General features: G+C 44.8%; 14 protein-coding genes and 7 tRNA genes. 10 read left to right on the forward strand and 11 right to left on the reverse strand.

Annotation, left to right across the window (positions count from 1 at the left end):
• Positions 1–8 precede the first annotated feature (8 nt).
• The 4 genes from menH to menE all read left to right on the forward strand — a co-directional run bounded on the left by menH (position 9) and on the right by menE (position 4,370).
• Entirely contained in the window at positions 9–809 is an 801-nt protein-coding gene (menH, locus tag IHV80_RS04660) for a 2-succinyl-6-hydroxy-2,4-cyclohexadiene-1-carboxylate synthase (protein WP_192890213.1), read from the forward strand.
• A 102-nt stretch (positions 810–911) separates the two neighbouring features.
• Positions 912–1,778, forward strand: coding sequence for a 1,4-dihydroxy-2-naphthoyl-CoA synthase (gene menB / locus IHV80_RS04665; protein ID WP_010439547.1), 867 nt, complete (start codon positions 912–914; stop codon positions 1,776–1,778).
• A gap of 73 nt (positions 1,779–1,851) precedes the next feature.
• Positions 1,852–2,859: an o-succinylbenzoate synthase gene (menC, locus tag IHV80_RS04670; RefSeq protein WP_192890214.1), complete on the forward strand. Its 1,008-nt coding sequence runs from the start codon at positions 1,852–1,854 to the stop codon at positions 2,857–2,859.
• 77 nt (positions 2,860–2,936) lie between these two features.
• A complete protein-coding gene (menE, locus tag IHV80_RS04675; RefSeq protein WP_192890215.1) occupies positions 2,937–4,370 on the forward strand; it encodes an o-succinylbenzoate--CoA ligase in 1,434 nt (477 codons plus the stop codon).
• A 125-nt stretch (positions 4,371–4,495) separates the two neighbouring features.
• Here the strand turns inward: menE and nagE are convergent, their stop codons facing one another.
• On the reverse strand, positions 4,496–5,917 hold the full coding sequence (gene nagE / locus IHV80_RS04680) for an N-acetylglucosamine-specific PTS transporter subunit IIBC (RefSeq protein WP_192890216.1): 1,422 nt from the start codon (positions 5,915–5,917) through the stop codon (positions 4,496–4,498).
• Positions 5,918–6,129: 212 nt separating this feature from the next.
• Here nagE and IHV80_RS04685 point away from each other — a divergent pair, with 212 nt between their 5' ends.
• Together IHV80_RS04685 and IHV80_RS04690 are read left to right on the forward strand one after the other, a co-directional pair.
• Entirely contained in the window at positions 6,130–7,011 is an 882-nt protein-coding gene (locus IHV80_RS04685) for a LysR substrate-binding domain-containing protein (protein ID WP_192890718.1), read from the forward strand.
• A gap of 106 nt (positions 7,012–7,117) precedes the next feature.
• Complete coding sequence (locus IHV80_RS04690) at positions 7,118–7,282, forward strand: hypothetical protein (RefSeq protein ID WP_192890217.1); 165 nt, start codon at positions 7,118–7,120, stop codon at positions 7,280–7,282.
• A 128-nt stretch (positions 7,283–7,410) separates the two neighbouring features.
• Here IHV80_RS04690 and IHV80_RS04695 read toward each other — a convergent pair whose 3' ends face one another.
• The 3 genes from IHV80_RS04695 to IHV80_RS04705 form a co-directional block, all read right to left on the reverse strand.
• A complete protein-coding gene (locus IHV80_RS04695; RefSeq protein WP_192890218.1) occupies positions 7,411–8,340 on the reverse strand; it encodes a YeiH family protein in 930 nt (309 codons plus the stop codon).
• A 146-nt stretch (positions 8,341–8,486) separates the two neighbouring features.
• Positions 8,487–10,361 carry an MFS transporter gene (locus IHV80_RS04700; protein ID WP_192890219.1) on the reverse strand — a complete coding sequence of 625 codons (1,875 nt, stop codon included), beginning with the start codon at positions 10,359–10,361 and terminating at the stop codon, positions 8,487–8,489.
• A gap of 17 nt (positions 10,362–10,378) precedes the next feature.
• Positions 10,379–10,969 (reverse strand): TetR/AcrR family transcriptional regulator, encoded by a 591-nt coding sequence (locus tag IHV80_RS04705; protein ID WP_017110059.1) that lies wholly within the window; start codon positions 10,967–10,969, stop codon positions 10,379–10,381.
• Positions 10,970–11,166: 197 nt separating this feature from the next.
• Here IHV80_RS04705 and IHV80_RS04710 point away from each other — a divergent pair, with 197 nt between their 5' ends.
• The gene (locus tag IHV80_RS04710) at positions 11,167–12,075 is read left to right on the forward strand and encodes a Tim44 domain-containing protein (RefSeq protein WP_192890220.1); all 909 of its coding nucleotides are present in this window, start codon (positions 11,167–11,169) and stop codon (positions 12,073–12,075) included.
• Between the two features lie 324 nt (positions 12,076–12,399).
• Positions 12,400–12,561: a hypothetical protein gene (locus tag IHV80_RS04715; protein WP_192890221.1), complete on the forward strand. Its 162-nt coding sequence runs from the start codon at positions 12,400–12,402 to the stop codon at positions 12,559–12,561.
• A 143-nt stretch (positions 12,562–12,704) separates the two neighbouring features.
• Here the strand turns inward: IHV80_RS04715 and IHV80_RS04720 are convergent.
• The 7 genes from IHV80_RS04720 to IHV80_RS04750 form a co-directional block, all read right to left on the reverse strand.
• Positions 12,705–12,789: transfer RNA gene (locus tag IHV80_RS04720), tRNA-Tyr, on the reverse strand.
• Between the two features lie 102 nt (positions 12,790–12,891).
• Positions 12,892–12,976: transfer RNA gene (locus IHV80_RS04725), tRNA-Tyr, on the reverse strand.
• A 102-nt stretch (positions 12,977–13,078) separates the two neighbouring features.
• Positions 13,079–13,163, reverse strand: a tRNA-Tyr gene (locus IHV80_RS04730).
• Between the two features lie 102 nt (positions 13,164–13,265).
• Positions 13,266–13,350: transfer RNA gene (locus tag IHV80_RS04735), tRNA-Tyr, on the reverse strand.
• A gap of 102 nt (positions 13,351–13,452) precedes the next feature.
• A tRNA-Tyr gene (locus IHV80_RS04740) sits at positions 13,453–13,537 on the reverse strand.
• Positions 13,538–13,639: 102 nt separating this feature from the next.
• A tRNA-Tyr gene (locus IHV80_RS04745) sits at positions 13,640–13,724 on the reverse strand.
• Positions 13,725–13,826: 102 nt separating this feature from the next.
• Positions 13,827–13,911 (reverse strand) — tRNA-Tyr (locus IHV80_RS04750).
• Positions 13,912–14,299: 388 nt separating this feature from the next.
• Between IHV80_RS04750 and IHV80_RS04755 the strand changes: the two genes are divergently transcribed.
• Complete coding sequence (locus tag IHV80_RS04755) at positions 14,300–15,397, forward strand: efflux RND transporter periplasmic adaptor subunit (RefSeq protein ID WP_192890719.1); 1,098 nt, start codon at positions 14,300–14,302, stop codon at positions 15,395–15,397.
• Positions 15,397–18,510 carry a vibriobactin export RND transporter permease subunit VexH gene (vexH, locus tag IHV80_RS04760; protein ID WP_192890222.1) on the forward strand — a complete coding sequence of 1,038 codons (3,114 nt, stop codon included), beginning with the start codon at positions 15,397–15,399 and terminating at the stop codon, positions 18,508–18,510. The genes IHV80_RS04755 and vexH overlap by 1 nt, the downstream gene beginning before the upstream one ends.
• Positions 18,511–18,561: the final 51 nt, after the last annotated feature.

The raw sequence follows: 18,561 nt of genomic DNA on the forward strand, positions 1-18,561 counted from the left end.
GACTTTACATGCTTTACTCCAGTTATTACCCAGCTGTACAAGAGTCTTCTGACAAACCGTTGCTTGTTTTTTTACATGGTTTACTTGGGAGTGGGGATGATTGGAGCGCATGTCATCCATATCTAGAGGACTTTCCTCGTCTTTGCATAGATTTGCCCGGGCACGGACAAAGTCGCTTTATTGATCCGGTAGGCTTTGATCATTGCTGCAAGAAAATCGTTCAGTGCATTACTGCTCAGCTTGCTCTTAACGATCTTCCGGCGGATTACCCTATCGTGGTCATCGGCTACTCTATGGGAGGAAGGCTCGCCATGTATGGGGTGACAAGCCCTTGCTTCGAAACACTCAACCTAGAGAAAGTCATTATTGAAGGTGGCAACTTTGGTCTGGAGCATGATGAAGAACGAGCACAAAGGTTAGTACATGATACGCAATGGGCCGTTCGCTTTGCGCAGCAGTCGATCGAAGATGTTTTAGACGATTGGTATCAACAAAGCGTCTTTTCTTCACTAAATCATGAGCAAAGACAAACTTTGGTCATAAAGCGTAGTGGTAACCTTGGAGTATCCGTAGCAAATATGTTGTTATCTACGTCGTTAGCTAAGCAACCGGATTTACGTGCCACATTGAAATCTCATGAGCATCAATTGCATTATGTGTGTGGTGAAAAAGATCGTAAATTCATGGAGCTAGCTGAGAATAGTGGCTTTGAATATAGTCAGGTTGATTACGCTGGTCATAATGTTCATTTCGAGCAACCAGAGTTGTTTTCCAACCTGATCATCCAATGTATCGCCAGTCGCCGCTAAATTGACTGAGCGATTCTCTCGTATCAAGCACTATCAAAAGCAGAGCAACACCGTCACGACTATTCGTTAGTCGTGGTCTCTAATAGAACAATGGGAATCACCATGGCTAAAACAGTAGGCATCACAGAAGAAGAACTTTACGCAGCAGTTAACTGGCGCGATGAAAGCAGTCAATTTGAAGATATTCAGTACCATAAGTCTGACGACGGTATTGCGAAAATCACGATTGCTCGTCCTCAAGTTCACAATGCGTTCCGTCCACAAACCGTAAAAGAGATGATCAATGCACTGGCGGATGCTCGTTATGACGAGAAGGTTGGCGTAATCATTTTGACTGGTCTTGGTGAGAAGGCATTCTGTTCTGGTGGTGACCAAAGTATCCGTGGTGACTACGGCGGCTATCAAGATGATTCAGGTACACACCACCTGAACGTGCTTGATTTCCAACGTCAAATTCGTACTTGTCCAAAACCAGTTATCGCCGCGGTATCTGGCTGGGCAGTCGGTGGCGGTCATGTTCTTCACATGATGGCAGACCTTACCATTGCAGCTGAAAACGCACAGTTCGGTCAGACGGGCCCTAAAGTAGGTTCATTCGATGGCGGTTGGGGTGCTTCGTACATGGCTCGTATCGTTGGTCAAAAGAAAGCGCGTGAAATCTGGTTCTTGTGTCGTTTCTACGATGCTCAAGAAGCATTGGACATGGGCCTAGTGAATACCGTTGTACCTGTTGCTGATCTAGAAAAAGAAACCGTTCGTTGGTGTCGTGAAGTACTTCAACACAGCCCAATGGCACTGCGTTGCTTGAAAGCGGCACTCAATGCTGACTGTGATGGCCAAGCTGGTCTTCAAGAGTTGGCAGGTAACGCCACCATGATGTTCTACATGACTGAGGAAGGCCAAGAAGGTCGCAATGCGTTTAACGAGAAACGTCGACCTGATTTCGACAAATTCCCGCGTAACCCATAGCCTTTTCCTCTTCAGAATGAGTCGCTAAATAGCGGCTCGTTTTGTTTTGATGTTCCCGTTTTTAGGACACCTTATGAACTCAGTGAATTCTCAGCGTCACGCTAAACTCTATCGTTATCAATTACCTATGGATAGTGGTGTAGTACTTCGTGATAATAAGTTGAGCGAACGAATTGGTTACATTATCCAACTTGAGTGTGATGGTAAAACTGGTTTTGGTGAAGTTGCGCCTCTGCCAGGTTTCAGCCTAGAAGATGCCGAGCAAGCCGGTATTCAACTGCAACACGAATTAGAGCTTTGGAGCCACAACAACCCTCAAACGCCATTTGATGAGTTATATCCTTCTGTCGCATTTGGCTTTTCGATGGCGATGATGGAACTACGCGGCGATCTTAACGCAGAAGGTAACTATCAAGCTGCGCCTTTGTGTACTGGCGATCCTGATGAGTTGATCCCTGTGCTCAATGAGATGAAAGGCGAGAAGGTTGCTAAAGTAAAAGTTGGCCTTTATGAAGCGATCCGTGATGGCATGTTGGTGAGCTTATTCCTTGAATCGATCCCTGATTTAACCCTAAGACTTGATGCTAATCGCGCGTGGAAGCCGGAAAAAGCTAAGCAGTTCATCAAGTACATTGCGCCTTCACTGCGTCAACGTATAAGTTTTATTGAAGAGCCTTGTCAGAAGCCAGAAGACAGCTTGGCATTTGCCATTGACCATGGCGTTGCGATTGCATGGGACGAGACACTACAAGAAGCGGTAAGAAGCCCTGAGTTTAACCTCAGCGATCTTACGGGTGTTAAAGCGGTAGTGATTAAACCAACTTTAATTGGCTCAGTAGAGCGCTGTGTTGCTATCATTGAACGCGCGCAGCAACTCGGTATCAAACCAGTACTAAGCTCAAGCATAGAGTCTAGCCTTGGCTTAACTCAGATTGCACGATTAGCGCAACAATACTTGCCAAATGAAGTTCCAGGGCTTGATACGATTGGCTTGTATCAGCAACAGCTAGAAGTCTCTTGGCCTGGTTGTCAGCTTCCAGTTTCAACTCTTGAGCAACAAAATCTGATTTGGTCTTCTTAGACCGATCTGTTTTATGAGCTAGTTTAATCACTATTTAATTAGCTCAGTCAGTTCCTAATCTATTTTTTGGTTATCTTATGATGCGCCCACAATCTATTCATCACCCGCTCTGGGTACAGTGGGCGCAGCAGAACCCACATCAAACAGCGTTAGTGACTCCTAATCTCGCATACACTTGGCTGCAAGTCTCAGTGTTAGTGAGTGAGTACCAACAACAATTATCCCATCAAGGTTTATCTAAAGGTGATGTACTGACGATTGTCGGTAAGAACCAAGCTGAAGTGATTCCTGTGTATTTTGCAGCCTTAAATCTAGGTGTGGTTTGTGCGTTTACAACGCCTCAACCAGCAGCTCGTTTAACGCAAAAGCTTGAATCTCTCTATGGTTCACCGGATAGACGGTACCTGTGGTTGTTAGATAGTTGTGGGTTAGATCATTCTGATGCTGTTGACCTCAGGACTATATTGGTGACGTTACCTTGCTTGAACGAAGTGAAGGTCGATGGTGATGACAAGCCAACAACACCGAAAAATCCTAACTTTAATCCTCAATCTTTAGCGAGTATCGTCTTCACTTCTGGCTCTACCGGAAACCCGAAAGCGGTGGCGCATACGTTGCAGCAACACTTACGTTCGGCAGACGGTTTACTCGACGTTTTCCACTTTGAATTGGGTGATACTTGGTTGCTTAGCTTACCGATGTACCACGTGTCAGGATTAGCGATAGTTCACCGTTGGTTGGCTGCTGGTGGTTGCATCAAAATAGGTACAGGTCAGCTTGAATCAGACATCGAAGACTGCAGTCATGCATCGCTAGTTGCGACTCAGCTACATCGGTTACTAAAGAGTAAGCAAGCACTTACTTTAACTCATGTGCTGCTGGGTGGTAGCCATATCCCAGAAGCGCTAGGGCTTGAAGCGCAACAAATGGGTATCGAAACATGGCTCGGATACGGCATGACAGAAGCCGCTTCGACTGTGACCGCGAAGCCCGTCGATGGTACCAAAACGGCAGGCTTTGTTCTCGACCAGCGCCAATTGAAAATTGAAGATCAGCGCATCTATATTGGCGGTAATACACTTGCTTCTGGTTATTACTATCAAGGTAACTTAATGGCATTGGTTGATGATCAAGGGTGGTTCGATAGTAAAGACCTCGGTGAATGGGATGGCGAACAAGTGTCGATTATTGGCCGAGCGGATAACCAGTTTATTTCCGGCGGTGAAAACATTCACTGTGAAGAAATTGAGATAATACTTAACCAGTTATTTGAAGTTAAACAAGCCTTTGTGGTACCCGTGAAAGACAGTGAGTTTGGCTTTAGACCTGTAGCGATTGTCGATTGTGACGAGCTACCGACTAAAGAGTGGTTTGCAGAGCAACTGAAAGGAAGCCTAGAGCGATTCAAATTTCCTATCGAGTATTATCAAATGCCTGAGCAAGAACAGCAGGGTATTAAGGTCTCGCGCGCAGGGTTGGCGCAATGGTTACAGCAGATGCATTCTAAATAGAACTGAGAGCAATAAAGCGAAGCGCAATACACGGTGACTAGTCGTAATTGCGCTTCAGGGGGTTGTGATGGTGGTGAAGCCATCACAAATTCTTAGCATTTTATCTTTGGATCTAGCTGTTTAGCTTAAGCGAGTGCCTTCTTCATTTGTTCAGCAACCTTATCTACTTTACCTAAACCGATGATGACTTGTAGGCCACCTTTTCCAATAGGAACAACGCCTGCAGCACCTAGTTTTTTCAGTTTGTCACTGTCTGCTGCTGAAGAGTCTTTTACTGTTAAGCGTAAGCGTGTAATACAGTTATCCACTTCTAGAATGTTGTCTGCACCACCAATAGCTTCGATGTAGTTGTTGGTTAGGCTAACTAATGCTTCTGGAGACTTTGTTTCGCTTTCTGCTTCCATCTCTTCACCACGACCCGGAGTACGTAGATTGAACTTGATGATAGCGAAGCGGAAAATACCGTAGTAAAGCGCGAAGAACACCACACCTTGAACTAATAACATGTACCAGTTAGTCGCTAACGGGTTTTGGCTTGATAGCACTAAGTCAACAAAGCCCGCAGAGAAGCCGAAGCCTGCCATCCATTCCATGCTTGCTGCAATGTAAAGCGACAAACCTGTTAACACAGCGTGTAGTAGGAACAACACCGGAGCTAGGAACATAAAGCTGAACTCTAGAGGCTCAGTGATGCCTGTGAAGAACGAAGCCATGGCTGCAGCAAGCATGATGGCGAATACTTGGTTCTTGTTTTTCGCGTCAGCGCAGTGGTACATCGCCAATGCTGCTGCAGGTAAACCAAACATCATGATAGGGAAGAAGCCTGCTTGGTACATGCCTGTTTTCCCCGGAATACCCGTACCGTTAGCGATAGATTGAGCACCACCTAAGAAGTTTGGAATGTCGTTGATACCAACAACGTCGAACCAGAACACAGGGTACAACGCATGGTGCATACCTATTGATAGGAATAAACGGTTAAAGAAGCCAAACAGACCTGCCCCCACCGCGCCCATGCTTTCTAGTTTAATACCTAGAACGATCAGAGCATCATAAACAGCTGGCCAGATGTATAGCAGAGCAAAAGAGAGTGCCATACCAGCGATTGAAGTAAGGATAGGAACTAAACGCTTACCGCTGAAGAACGCTAAAGCTTGAGGAAGCTCGACGGTTGAGTAGCGGTTGTAGATCTCAGCAGAGATGATACCCACGATGATACCCACGAATTGATTGCTGATTTTACCAAATGCCGCTGGAACTTCACTTAATTCAACATCCAGTAATTGAGCGACAGAGCCCGGAGCAAGCAATGTGGTAACGACCAAGAACATCACAAAGCCAGACAATGCGGCTGAGCCGTTTTTATCTCGGCTTAAACCAAAAGCCACACCCACAGCGAAAAGTACTGCCATGTTGTCGATGATTGCGCCGCCAGATTTGATCAAGAATGCGGCTAAGATACTTTCTGACCCCCAACCCACAGGATCTAACCAGTAGCCGATCCCCATTAGAATTGCTGCCGCAGGTAATGTTGCCACTGGAACCATCAGTGCCTTACCTACTTTTGCATATATCCGAGTATATTCATTTGAACCCCTAATATGTATTAATTATTTTAATGTGCTAATTGACGACCACTTCCGAATAAAGGTTGATGTCACTAGCAATTTAAGAATCTTCGGATATTAGAAACTTATTTATCGATGCAAACAAACGAAACGAGTAGTACCATGGATTAAAAATTTTAATGGGTATTGATGTGGCTAACCAACAACTGCTACTCAGAAACTTACACACATTTAATGTGGCAGCCAAAACCATGAGCTTTACTTTGACGGCACAAGAGCTGCACTTAACACAAGGCGCTGTGAGCCATAGGATTAAGGTTCTTGAGCAAGAACTCGGGTTCAATTTGTTTGTAAGAGGAACTCGTAAGCTTGAATTGACCAGTGAGGGCTATCGTTTTCACTCGACGCTCTCTAAATCGTTGCACAGTATTTTTTCAGAAATTGATGAGATCAATGCAACAGAGATGGCGGGTGAGATCAACATCGCTACTTCTAGTGGGTTTGCTAATGGCTGGCTGTTACCACGTTTAGCCGATTTCAAAGCTAAGTATCCGAAGTTCAATATCAATTTGTTTGCTCATGAGGAGCAGCAGGATTTCCACATTAATGATATTGAAGTTGCTATCTACTTCGACTCAGAGCATCACACAAATGTGTATCGAAAGCGGTTGTTTGGCGAGAAATATATCCCGATATGTTCACCTAAATACGCGAAGCAACATAATATTTATGAGGATGGGTTAGAGTCTCTAAAGCGTATCAACTTCATTCATGCTTTGGGATCAGATGCTTGGCAACGTTGGGTCAATCATATGGATCTGGACGTTGATATTTTCAAACAATTTTATTGTGTGAGTCACCGAGAAATGGGTTTCTTAGGAGCAACTCATGACTTAGGTGTCGCGATGGGGCGCTATCATTTTGTTAAGCAGTACATTGAGACTGGTGAGCTCATAACGCCTTATCCGAGCATGGATACAGACAAAGGGTATGATTTAATTTGCCCGCTAGGTACGGAAAAGCGCCCTAAGGTAAGAACCTTTATTAAGTGGTTAGAGGGGCAATTACGCTAGGTTAGTTAATTTAGCAATTAGATAGTTCAAAACAGAATTTATTATCTTTATAACCATCCATCATAATAAACCCTATAAATAACGGATTATAGAATAAGGTCTTATTATGAAAATTGCCCTCATCATCGCGGTTTTACTGCAGATAGGCCAAGCAGTGACTTCGGCTGGGCTGACTCGATCGTTGGCTGAACTCACAGCATTTGTATTGGTTGTGCTACTTGTTTTGATGAAAAGAGAGAGCAAAAAGAGTGAAAAGCCCGTGTTTGACTAGTGATTGTTGTAGCAATGTATACATACGATAAAGGCAAAGCCCATTTGAGCTTTGCCTTTTTGTTTTGTCGCTCGCTAATCTGTTTGTCTGGCTAACACACAAACCAATCTAAAGTGCTTCTTTGCGTATTAGACGTATTCGGCGAGAGTTAACCACGCTAATGAGCCTGTCGAAATCATCGTCCACATTGTAATACCAAACATTAATGGCTTCGGTCCTGCTGCTTTAAGTTTCTCAACTGAAATACCGCAACCAATCAAGAATAGACACACCACCAATGCACGCTTAGATACATCAAAAATACCTTGGTAGACCATCTCAAATTGTGGCAATAAGTCACTGACAGCGATAGCAGCGCAGTAGAAGAAAATGAAGTAAGGAATCGTAATCTTCTTTTTATCGTTCTTGAAGATCATCGCACTGACCAAGGCGATCGGGATAATCCAAAGTGCACGTGCTAGCTTCAACGTTGTCGCTGTAGTCAGTGCTTCTTCGCCATAAGCTGATGCTGCACCAACAACTGAAGATGTATCATGAATCGCAATTGCAGCCCATGTACCGAAAGTTTGCTGGCTTAACTCAAGAGCATGGCCAATCATCGGGAACAAGAAAAGGGCGACCGAATTCAACACGAAAACAGTGGCTAATGCCAAGCCAATCTGTTCATCATTTGCTTTAATTGCTGGTGCTACGGCGGCAATGGCGCTACCACCACAAATTGCGGTACCAGAAGAGATGAGATAACCCGTAGTGCGATCCAGCCCCATTCGTTTAGCCAAGAACCAACCAATGACTAATGTACCAATAATCGTCGTTACAATGAGACCAATACCATCGCCTGTTACCGCTAATGCTTTTTCAAACTGAATACCAAAACCTAAGCCGACAATAGAGTAGGCCAGTAGTTTTTTGGTGAGTTTGCCTACTTCAAGGTGCTCAGGAACTAAACCTAAACTAGCAAGTAGGAAACCGATAACGAGGGCTGTCGGTGAGCTAACCCAAGGCGTTAAGCAAAACAGTGCAGCAAGATAAAATGGAACGGACTTTTTTAGGTTCATTGTATTTAGAGTCTTGTTTTGTTGTGGCGTTATTGTGATGAGACCACTATACGTTCAATAAAATGATAAGTAAGTCTAAATGAATTGAACAAACGTTAAGGAAAATTTAACGCTTGTTCAGTTGATATGAATAAAGGGTCGATTACTTAGCGTAGCGATCCACGAAGATCAGAGACTGACTGTCGAAGAGTTTCGCATGAGGCATCTTTAGGTAAAATAGGCTCGCCAACTTCAATCTCTAGCTTAGTCCAGAAGCGGGTTGGTAACCCTTTGCAGGCTCTGCCTTTGTAACGACTGAAGTAGCTACCCCATAACCCTTTGAGGGCCATTGGAATGACAGATACAGGAGAACGTTTGATAATCAGCTCCATTCCACGCATGAACTCTGCAACCTCACCATCAGACGTTAGCTTTCCTTCTGGGAAAATACACACGATGTGGCCTTCATGCAGGGCATGTTCTACTTCTTTGAAAGCATTTCGAATCGAGCTACGGTTCGTTGCGGAGATTGGAATAACCCCCGCTCTTTTTAAGAAACGTCGAATTGGCGGCAATTCGGTGTAATCTTCTTCCATCACAAAGCGGATCAAGCGAGGGCAAACGGCATTCAGCAATAATGCATCCATATAACTCACGTGGTTGCAGACAATCAGCGCCCCGCCTTTCTCTGGTAAGTGGTGAAGGTTCTTATGCTTTACTCGGTACATGGTGTGAGTCACCACCCACGTAAAGAAACGGAAAGCGTAAATAGGCACCTGATAAAACAGGTAAAGCATAACTAAAGTGTTTCCCACCGCGAGCAACACAAACAGTTGTGGAATCGAAAACTCTAGAACGCTGAGGCAAACAATACCTAAGACTGCACTTCCAACCATGAACAGTGAGTTATAGATGTTCAAGCCCGCGATAACTTGCGCTCGTTCATTTGGTTTGGCTCTAAACTGCATCAAAGAGTACAAAGGCACGATGAATATGCCGCCCGATATGCCAAGCAGCAGTAGATAGGCAAATAGAGGCCATAATTCTGAGTAAGACACGAAGCTTTTGAACGAATCGAATTCAGGAAGTGCATCTGGTATCGACACGGCCATTAAAAATCCGAAAATAGAGATGCCTAGGCTGCCCATGGGTACAATACCGATCTCAATTCTGTGGTTGGATAACTTGTCACAAGCCAATGAACCAATGGCAATACCGACTGAAAACAGCGCTAATAAAAACGCGACAGCACTTTCCGTACCGTTTAGGTAAACCTTGGTGAAGTTGGGAAACTGAGTGAGATAAGTAGCCCCTAAGAACCAAAACCAGCTTATCGCAATCAGTGCTTGGAACGTAGGTCGATCCTTCTTAGCAATCGCAAGTGTTTGGCGTGTCAGTGTAATTGGTTGCCATTTCACTTTTAGATTAGGCGCATTGCTTGGCGCTTCAGGAATGAAGTGACTGGCTAAATAACCGAGCACCGCAAACGTCACGATGCAAACTGCGGCGATCAGCTTTGAATTCTCTTCTGAGGCAATAATCCCAGCGCCTAAGGTGCCGATCAAAATAGCTAAGAAGGTGCCTGTCTCGACCAAAGCGTTACCAGAAACCAGTTCTTTCGATTCTAGCTGCTGAGGAAGTAGGGCGTATTTTACAGGGCCAAAGAAGGCACTTTGTGTTCCCATTAAAAACAGCAATAGAAGCAGAATCGCGTAGCTTTCGTAGATAAAACCAATGGCACCCAGTGACATGATCACGACTTCAAGAAGCTTAACCTTACGGATGAACCAAGATTTTTCGTACTTATCCGCCAAGACACCTGCTAAAGCAGAAAAAAGAAAGAAGGGCAGAATAAAAAGACCAGCGGCCAAGTTAATGAACAAATTGCTGGAAATTGGCAAGGTGTCTACGCTTGCGAAGGCAACAAATAGCAGCAGGACATTTTTGAAGATGTTGTCGTTAAAGGCTCCCAAAAATTGGGTAATAAAATAGGGTAGGAACCTTTTTTGGGCTAACAGCGAGGATTGGCTGTCATTGTTCATTATCTATCCTTCGATGATTACCAGTTAGTGAGGTAGTTTGAGATTAGGTTATTAATCAGTTCTTTACCATCAATGGGTTCAGAAGCGAAAAATTTATCATCAACACTCAGCAGGGTTATTCCGTGAACACCAGACCATAACACACGGCTTGCTTTCACAACTTCACTTTCGGTGTGTTCAGGCGCAATGGCCATTAATAATTGCTCTAGCATGCCCGTCATTTTATCGATTCGATTAGATTGCCACTCAGGAAGGTTTTCACCATTCATGTTGTGTTCGAAGATAAGCTGCCAGCGATGAGGATTTTTCTGTGCGTAGTCGTGGTAGCAATAAGCGAGGTTGAATAAAGCTTGCTGTGGATTACTTGATTTTTCTACGGCTGATGCGGATTCAGAGGCTAGTTCGTCTAGTGTTTGAGCGACAACGTGCAAAAGCAACAGGTTATAGTTACCAAACACATTCACAAGAGTACTAGGTACATACCCAATCATATTGGCGATTTTTCGTAAACTTAACTCGTGATAAGAGTGCTCTTCTAGGAAGTCCGTCACTGTCTTTAAGGTGAGCTGAACCAGTTGTTCTCGAGTGTGATCGTTTCTTCGTGCCATGAGTAGTATCTAGTAAATGAACATCGTTCAATATTTTAATGCTGCCCCAGAGTGCCGTCAATCCTTTAGCTACATTAGTAAACAATTAATAACCGCAATATTATGATACATGTGTAAACGCCGTGAATATTTCATTGTTCTTTGTTAACGAGTATGATTAAGGTGTCGAAAGATAAAGAAACCTATAAAGGATAATAATGAAACGATTTTTCTCACTAGTCGCGATCCTGTTGGTAACAGTCGCGGTGACGCCAATCGCGGAAGCGAAAAAGTTTGGTGGTGGTAAGTCATTTGGCAAAAGCTTTAAAACGGCTCCAGCACCAAAGCAACAAAATACGAATTCGATCCGACAAGATCAAACTGGTAAGAACACAGCAGCTAACTCTAGCAAGAAAGGCCTTATGGGTGGTCTGCTAGGTGGTTTGCTTGCTGGTGGTCTATTAGCTGCATTCTTCGGTGGCGCATTTGAAGGTATTCAGTTTATGGATATTCTGATTATGGGTCTGATTGCTTTCCTTGCGTTCAAATTCCTACGCGGAATGTTGGGGGCGAAGCAAGGCTCCATGAATCAGCAGAATGCACGTGGCCAACAGCCAGCATTCGGCGGCATGGGTCAGAACAAGTTTGAACAACCGCAGCAAAAGCCTAATGTTCATAACTTCGAGCAAGCACAACCTCAATCTCAAGGCGCTGCTGGCGGCTTTGGTTTTGGTGCGCAAAGCGATGTTCCACACAATTACCCACCGGGCTTTGATCAAGCAGCTTTCATCAATGGCTCGCGTGAACACTACCGTACACTGCAAGGTGCATGGAACCACAACGAGTTGAATACAATTGAAGAATACGTTTCTCCAAGCCTATTCGAAGACCTGAAAGCTGAGCGTGATAAGCTTTCTGGCGAGCAACATACAGACGTAATGTACGTTGATGCTGAAATCGTTCGTGCTGACCATGACGGTAGCAAGGCTCAATTAAGCCTACAGTTTAGCGGTCGTTACCGTGATACTGCGGATGGTGTTGAAGAAGATATTACAGATATCTGGCACTTAGAGCGTGATCTAACTACTGACAATGCGCCTTGGTTAATTGTTGGTATCCAAGGCTAATTCCAAGAGTTAACTAAACATCAATATGATGTAGTTATTAGGAATGACACCCAATAATAGAAAGCCCCTGCTGAGAAATCAGCAGGGGCTTTTTTGTGTTTAATGATATGTATCTGTAAGTCGCTGCAGGGAAGTTGGCTTTGAGCTTGTGGGGGAGAGTTTTAGTTTCACGGGGGCAATGCCAATATGACGAAAAGTGCGGAACAGACAAAGAACATGAGTGGAGGAAGAGTGTCATCACGACAAATATTAAGAGATGCATCTTGCTCAAAGAGTGGATTAAGCTGAAGGTAATCGACTGATTTTATTTGGATGTAATTAGCAATGACAAAGTTCTTTGAACTCGTATTGGAGTCTGAGATTACTTTGCAGCAGAAACAGGTAATTGCGAATGAATGCGAAGAATATGTATCGACCAGTTGTTTAGGCTACGCTGCTTGTCTGGTTTGTGAGCGTTATGCTGAAGTATGGATCACTGATGTTTGAATGAGCTAGATCGCTTAGTCTTTTTTGTAGTAGTAGGTTGATGTTTAGGAAGTTGAGGGCAGTGTTTATAAAGATACAAAGCTCAGAAACGAAAAAAGCCAACTCAATGAGTTGGCTTTTCGATTTTCCAATTAAGGAGAATATGGTGGAGGGAGACGGATTCGAACCATCGAAGGCAGTGCCGGCAGATTTACAGTCTGCTCCCTTTGGCCACTCGGGAACCCCTCCAGGGTGTGTCTTACTCTTCACAAAGTAAGCCTAAATTGATGTTTTCCCATAAGCCCATCAACTAGGTTGTTCTCTTAACTCTCGAAAGAGGTAAGAAGAATATGGTGGAGGGAGACGGATTCGAACCATCGAAGGCAGTGCCGGCAGATTTACAGTCTGCTCCCTTTGGCCACTCGGGAACCCCTCCAGGGTGTGTCTTACTCTTCACAAAGTAAGCCTAAATTGATGTTTTCCCATAAGCCCATCAACTAGGTTGTTCTCTTAACTCTCGAAAGAGGTAAGAAGAATATGGTGGAGGGAGACGGATTCGAACCATCGAAGGCAGTGCCGGCAGATTTACAGTCTGCTCCCTTTGGCCACTCGGGAACCCCTCCAGGGTGTGTCTTACTCTTCACAAAGTAAGCCTAAATTGATGTTTTCCCATAAGCCCATCAACTAGGTTGTTCTCTTAACTCTCGAAAGAGGTAAGAAGAATATGGTGGAGGGAGACGGATTCGAACCATCGAAGGCAGTGCCGGCAGATTTACAGTCTGCTCCCTTTGGCCACTCGGGAACCCCTCCAGGGTGTGTCTTACTCTTCACAAAGTAAGCCTAAATTGATGTTTTCCCATAAGCCCATCAACTAGGTTGTTCTCTTAACTCTTAAAAGAGGTAAGAAGAATATGGTGGAGGGAGACGGATTCGAACCATCGAAGGCAGTGCCGGCAGATTTACAGTCTGCTCCCTTTGGCCACTCGGGAACCCCTCCAGGGTGTGTCTTACTCTTCACAAAGTAAGCCTAAATTGATGTTTTCCCATAAGCCCATCAACTAGGTTGTTCTCTTAACTCTTAAAAGAGGTAAGAAGAATATGGTGGAGGGAGACGGATTCGAACCATCGAAGGCAGTGCCGGCAGATTTACAGTCTGCTCCCTTTGGCCACTCGGGAACCCCTCCAGGGTGTGTCTTACTCTTCACAAAGTAAGCCTAAATTGATGTTTTCCCATAAGCCCATCAACTAGGTTGTTCTCTTAACTCTTAAAAGAGGTAAGAAGAATATGGTGGAGGGAGACGGATTCGAACCATCGAAGGCGGAGCCGGCAGATTTACAGTCTGCTCCCTTTGGCCACTCGGGAACCCCTCCAGGGTGTTTTTCCTAACTCATAATGGATAGGCTAAAGAGATGTTTTTCCCAACGCATCTCTCAAGTGCGGAGCGCATCATAGCAAACACGTTAAACCTGTAAAGAGTTTTTCTTATGGTTTTGTGTTGAATGCTGCCTTTTTGGGCAAAGATGGCGAAAAGTACGCATATTGCTCGGGAAGTGAACATCTGTACTAAGGTTTACGTATTAATAGGTAACACCTTGAGGTAACTGGCTTTCTGTACTGTGTTTGATTTGTGGAATTCGCTAGGAAACGTAAATGGAATTTAATCTAGATTTACACTTCTTGACGTTACAGCATTCATCAGTTGATAGAATACGGTTAATTTCATTTATAGATATTAAATCTTACTTGCAGACCATTATTATGAAGCGTAAATCTGTTTTAACCCTGCTTAGCTTGTCTATTCTTATGGCGTCTCCAGCCGTACTCGCAAAACGTCAGGGGCCTAGTACTGTGACGGTTGTTACTGAGCAGGTTGATATTCACCAAGTTAGCCAATCTCTTTCTTTGGTTGGTAAGTTAGAAGCCGAGCAATCTGTAATCATTACTTCTGAAGTAGCGGGCAGAGTTGACTCTATTAACATCAAAGCCAATCAAGATGTGACTAAAGGGCAAATGTTGGTTCAATTAGATGACGACAAAGCCAAGGCTGCGGTTGCAGAAGCGCAAGCGTACCTAAAAGATGAGAAACGTAAGCTAGCGGAATTCCAACGACTAGTGAAACGTAATGCGATCACGCAAACTGAAATTGACGCGCAGAAAACCAATGTTGAAATCGCCAATGCTCGATTGGCGGCCGCAAATGCCAACCTTAAAGATCTTCATATCAGCGCACCTTTCTCTGGCACCGTCGGTTTTATCGACTTTAGCCGCGGTAAAATGGTGACATCAGGCACTGAGCTTGTGACCTTAGATGATTTATCAGTGATGCAGTTAGATCTTCAAATCCCCGAGCGTTACCTTTCGAAACTGTCCAAAGGCATGACAGTAACGGCTCGCACCAGTGCGTGGGGTGAGACTCAGTTCACGGGTACTGTGGTTGGTATTGATTCACGTATCAACGCTGAAACCCTGAACTTACGAGTTCGAATCCACTTTGATAACAACAATGATTACTTGAAGCCAGGTATGTTAGTGGCCGCTGATATGGATTTCCCACCAGTCGAAGCACCGATTATCCCTGTTCAAGCGTTGGAGTACTCAGGTACGAAGCGTTTTGTTTATGTGATTGGTGAAGACAACAAAGCAACTCGAACAGAAGTGTTCTTGGGTGCGCGTATCGATAACGAAGTCGTGATTGATAAAGGTATTGAGATTGGTCAGAAGATCGTGGTGCAAGGCATCGTGAACATGCGCGATGGTGTGTTGGTTCAAGAACTTGCCGTTAATCACCCAGCTAAACTTGACGGCGATACCGCTAATTTTGATGGCAATACAGCAACACAAGAAGGTGCGAACTAATGTTGTTATCTGATGTTTCTGTAAAGAGACCAGTAGCGGCTATCGTATTGAGCTTGCTCTTGGTTGTGTTTGGTATTGTATCGTTTAATAAGCTGGCTGTTCGAGAGATGCCCGACATCGAAAGCCCAGTGGTGTCGATCAGTACTCGCTATGAAGGTGCATCAGCCACCATCATTGAAAGCCAAATAACCTCCAATCTCGAAGACCAACTCTCCGGTATCAGTGGTATCGATGAGATCGAATCCACAACGCGTAACGGTATGTCGCGTATCACGATTACTTTTGAGCTTGGTTACGACCTCAATACCGGTGTTAGTGATGTTCGTGATGCCGTAGCTCGTGCGCAGCGTTCATTGCCCGATGAAGCCGACGACCCCATTGTTTATAAGAACAACGGTAGTGGTGAAGCTTCGGTCTACATCAACTTAAGCTCGACGGAGATGGACCGAACGCAGTTAACCGATTACACCGAGCGTGTATTGATTGACCGCTTTAGTTTGATCTCTGGTGTGAGCTCGGTGGATATTTCTGGCGGTTTGTACAAAGTAATGTACGTGAAGCTGAAACCTGCGCAGATGGCTGGTCGTGGCGTCACTACCTCGGACATCACCTCTGCATTAAACAGTGAGAACATTGAAAGCCCGGGTGGTGAAGTTCGTAACGATGCGATTGTGATGTCGGTTCGTACGGCTCGTTCGTATACCCAAGCTGAAGATTTTGAGTACCTTGTTGTTAAGCGTGCTTCTGACAACACACCTATATATCTGAAAGACGTAGCGGATGTTTACATTGGCGCTGAAAACGAAAACTCGACCTTTAAGAGCGATGGTGTTGTTAACGTTAGTATGGGTATTGTGCCTCAGTCAGATGCCAACCCACTTGAGGTTGCTGACTTAGTACATAAAGAAGTTGAGGCGATTCAAAAGTTCTTGCCTGACGGTACTCGTCTAGCGGTGGATTATGATTCAACCGTCTTTATTGATCGTTCGATTTCAGAGGTATACAGCACACTCTTTATTACGGGTGGCTTGGTTATTCTCGTGCTTTATGTCTTTATCGGCCAAGCGCGCGCAACGTTAATCCCAGCGGTGACGGTGCCTGTATCTTTGATTTCGTCGTTTATTGCGGCGTACTACTTCGGCTTCTCTATCAACCTGATTACCTTGATGGCACTTATCCTGTCGATCGGTTTGGTGGTCGATGATGCAATCGTGGTTGTCGAGAATATTTTCCACCACATTGAACGCGGCGAATCGCCACTGCTTGCCGCTTATAAAGGGACACGTGAAGTAGGCTTTGCGGTAATCGCAACCACTCTAGTACTGGTAATGGTGTTCCTACCAATCTCATTCATGGATGGCATGGTAGGGCTTTTGTTTACTGAGTTCTCGGTACTGTTGGCGATGTCGGTGATCTTCTCGTCTGTTGTGGCATTAACGCTAACGCCAGTTCTGGGCAGTAAGATTCTGAAAGCGAATGTGAAACCGAACCGTTTCAATCGATTTGTTGAACGCGTGTTTGGCAAGCTAGAACTTGGATACAAAGCCGTATTACGCCGTGCACTTTCTTGGCGTTGGGCTGCTCCAATCATTATTATTGCGTGTATGGGCGGTAGTTATGGCTTGATGCAACAAGTGCCGTCGCAACTAACTCCACAAGAAGACCGTGGTGTTATATTTGCGTTTGTTCGTGGTGCTGATGCAACTAGTTATAACCGTATGTCTGCCAACATGGACATCGTTGAAGAGCGCCTAATGCCGTTGCTTGGTCAAGGTTTCTTGAAATCATTCAGCATTCAATCACCAGCGTTTGGTGGTAATGCGGGCGACCAAACTGGCTTCGTTATCATGATCTTAGAAGATTGGGACGAACGTGATGTCACGGCGCAAGAAGCCTTGAATGAAGTTCGAAAATCTTTGAATGGCATTCCTGATGTGCGTGTATTCCCATTCATGCCTGGCTTCAAAGGTGGTTCAAGTGAGCCAGTTCAATTTGTTCTTGGCGGTTCTGATTACACTGAACTTCAAAAATGGGCAGAGTTATTAAAGCAAGCGGCTGAAGACTCTCCAATGATGGAAGGTGCGGACATCGATTACTCTGAGAAGACACCAGAGTTATTGGTTACCGTAGACAAGCAGCGTGCAGCTGAGTTGGGTGTAAGCGTGTCGGATATTTCAGATACGTTAGAAATCATGCTTGGCGGCCGCAGTGAAACGACCTTCGTTGACCGTGGTGAAGAGTACGATGTTTACTTACGTGGTGATGAAAACAGCTTTAATAACGCCAATGACTTAAGCCAAATCTACATGCGAACTCAGTCTGGCGAGCTTGTTACGCTCGATACACTGACGCACATTGAAGAAGTGGCATCATCGATTCGTTTGTCGCACTACAACAAGCAGAAGTCGGTCACCATCAAAGCTAACCTAATGGAAGGTTACACGCTGGGCGATGCTCTAGATTTCCTTGATGAACAAGCGATTGAGCAGCTACCGGGTGATATCTCTGTGAGCTACTCTGGCGAGTCTAAAGACTTCAAAGAGAACCAATCGAGCATCCTAGTGGTGTTTGCGCTAGCGATGTTGGTAGCGTACTTGGTATTGGCCGCGCAGTTTGAAAGCTTCATTAACCCGTTGGTGGTGATGTTCACCGTGCCCATGGGTATCTTTGGTGGCTTCTTAGGCTTAGTACTGATGAGTCAAGGACTCAACGTATACAGCCAGATTGGTATGATCATGTTGATCGGTATGGTAACCAAAAACGGTATCTTGATCGTAGAATTTGCCAACCAACTTCGTGACCGTGGTATTGAGTTTGAAAAGGCGATTATTGATGCTTCGGCTCGACGTTTGCGTCCAATCATGATGACCGCGTTTACCACGCTAGCAGGTGCAATTCCATTGATTACTTCAACAGGCGCGGGTTATGAAAGTCGAGTAGCAGTGGGTACGGTTATCTTCTTCGGTATGGGCTTCGCGACTTTGGTTACTCTGTTCGTTATCCCTGCGATGTACCGACTGATTTCTGGCTCTACGCGTTCTCCAGGTCACGTGGAAGCGGTTCTAAATAAAGAACTCAGCCATGATAACGTGGGAAGAACCAGTCACGGTTAAGCGGATTCGCGACTGACATTTATTAAACAAGCCCGACAACTTGCTCGTTGT

The organism is Vibrio bathopelagicus (assembly GCF_014879975.1).
Lineage (GTDB): Bacteria > Pseudomonadota > Gammaproteobacteria > Enterobacterales > Vibrionaceae > Vibrio > Vibrio bathopelagicus.

Excerpts from the sequence above, each read along its gene's own strand:
- menH (WP_192890213.1), top strand. The coding sequence starts at position 9 with ATGCTTTACTCCAGTTATTACCCAGCTGTACAAGAGTCTTCTGACAAA.
- menB (WP_010439547.1), top strand. The coding sequence starts at position 912 with ATGGCTAAAACAGTAGGCATCACAGAAGAAGAACTTTACGCAGCAGTT.
- menC (WP_192890214.1), top strand. The coding sequence starts at position 1,852 with ATGAACTCAGTGAATTCTCAGCGTCACGCTAAACTCTATCGTTATCAA.
- menE (WP_192890215.1), top strand. The coding sequence starts at position 2,937 with ATGATGCGCCCACAATCTATTCATCACCCGCTCTGGGTACAGTGGGCG.
- nagE (WP_192890216.1), bottom strand. The coding sequence starts at position 5,917 with ATGGTTCCAGTGGCAACATTACCTGCGGCAGCAATTCTAATGGGGATC.
- IHV80_RS04690 (WP_192890217.1), top strand. The coding sequence starts at position 7,118 with ATGAAAATTGCCCTCATCATCGCGGTTTTACTGCAGATAGGCCAAGCA.
- IHV80_RS04695 (WP_192890218.1), bottom strand. The coding sequence starts at position 8,340 with ATGAACCTAAAAAAGTCCGTTCCATTTTATCTTGCTGCACTGTTTTGC.
- IHV80_RS04700 (WP_192890219.1), bottom strand. The coding sequence starts at position 10,361 with ATGAACAATGACAGCCAATCCTCGCTGTTAGCCCAAAAAAGGTTCCTA.
- IHV80_RS04705 (WP_017110059.1), bottom strand. The coding sequence starts at position 10,969 with ATGGCACGAAGAAACGATCACACTCGAGAACAACTGGTTCAGCTCACC.
- IHV80_RS04710 (WP_192890220.1), top strand. The coding sequence starts at position 11,167 with ATGAAACGATTTTTCTCACTAGTCGCGATCCTGTTGGTAACAGTCGCG.
- IHV80_RS04715 (WP_192890221.1), top strand. The coding sequence starts at position 12,400 with ATGACAAAGTTCTTTGAACTCGTATTGGAGTCTGAGATTACTTTGCAG.
- IHV80_RS04755 (WP_192890719.1), top strand. The coding sequence starts at position 14,300 with ATGAAGCGTAAATCTGTTTTAACCCTGCTTAGCTTGTCTATTCTTATG.
- vexH (WP_192890222.1), top strand. The coding sequence starts at position 15,397 with ATGTTGTTATCTGATGTTTCTGTAAAGAGACCAGTAGCGGCTATCGTA.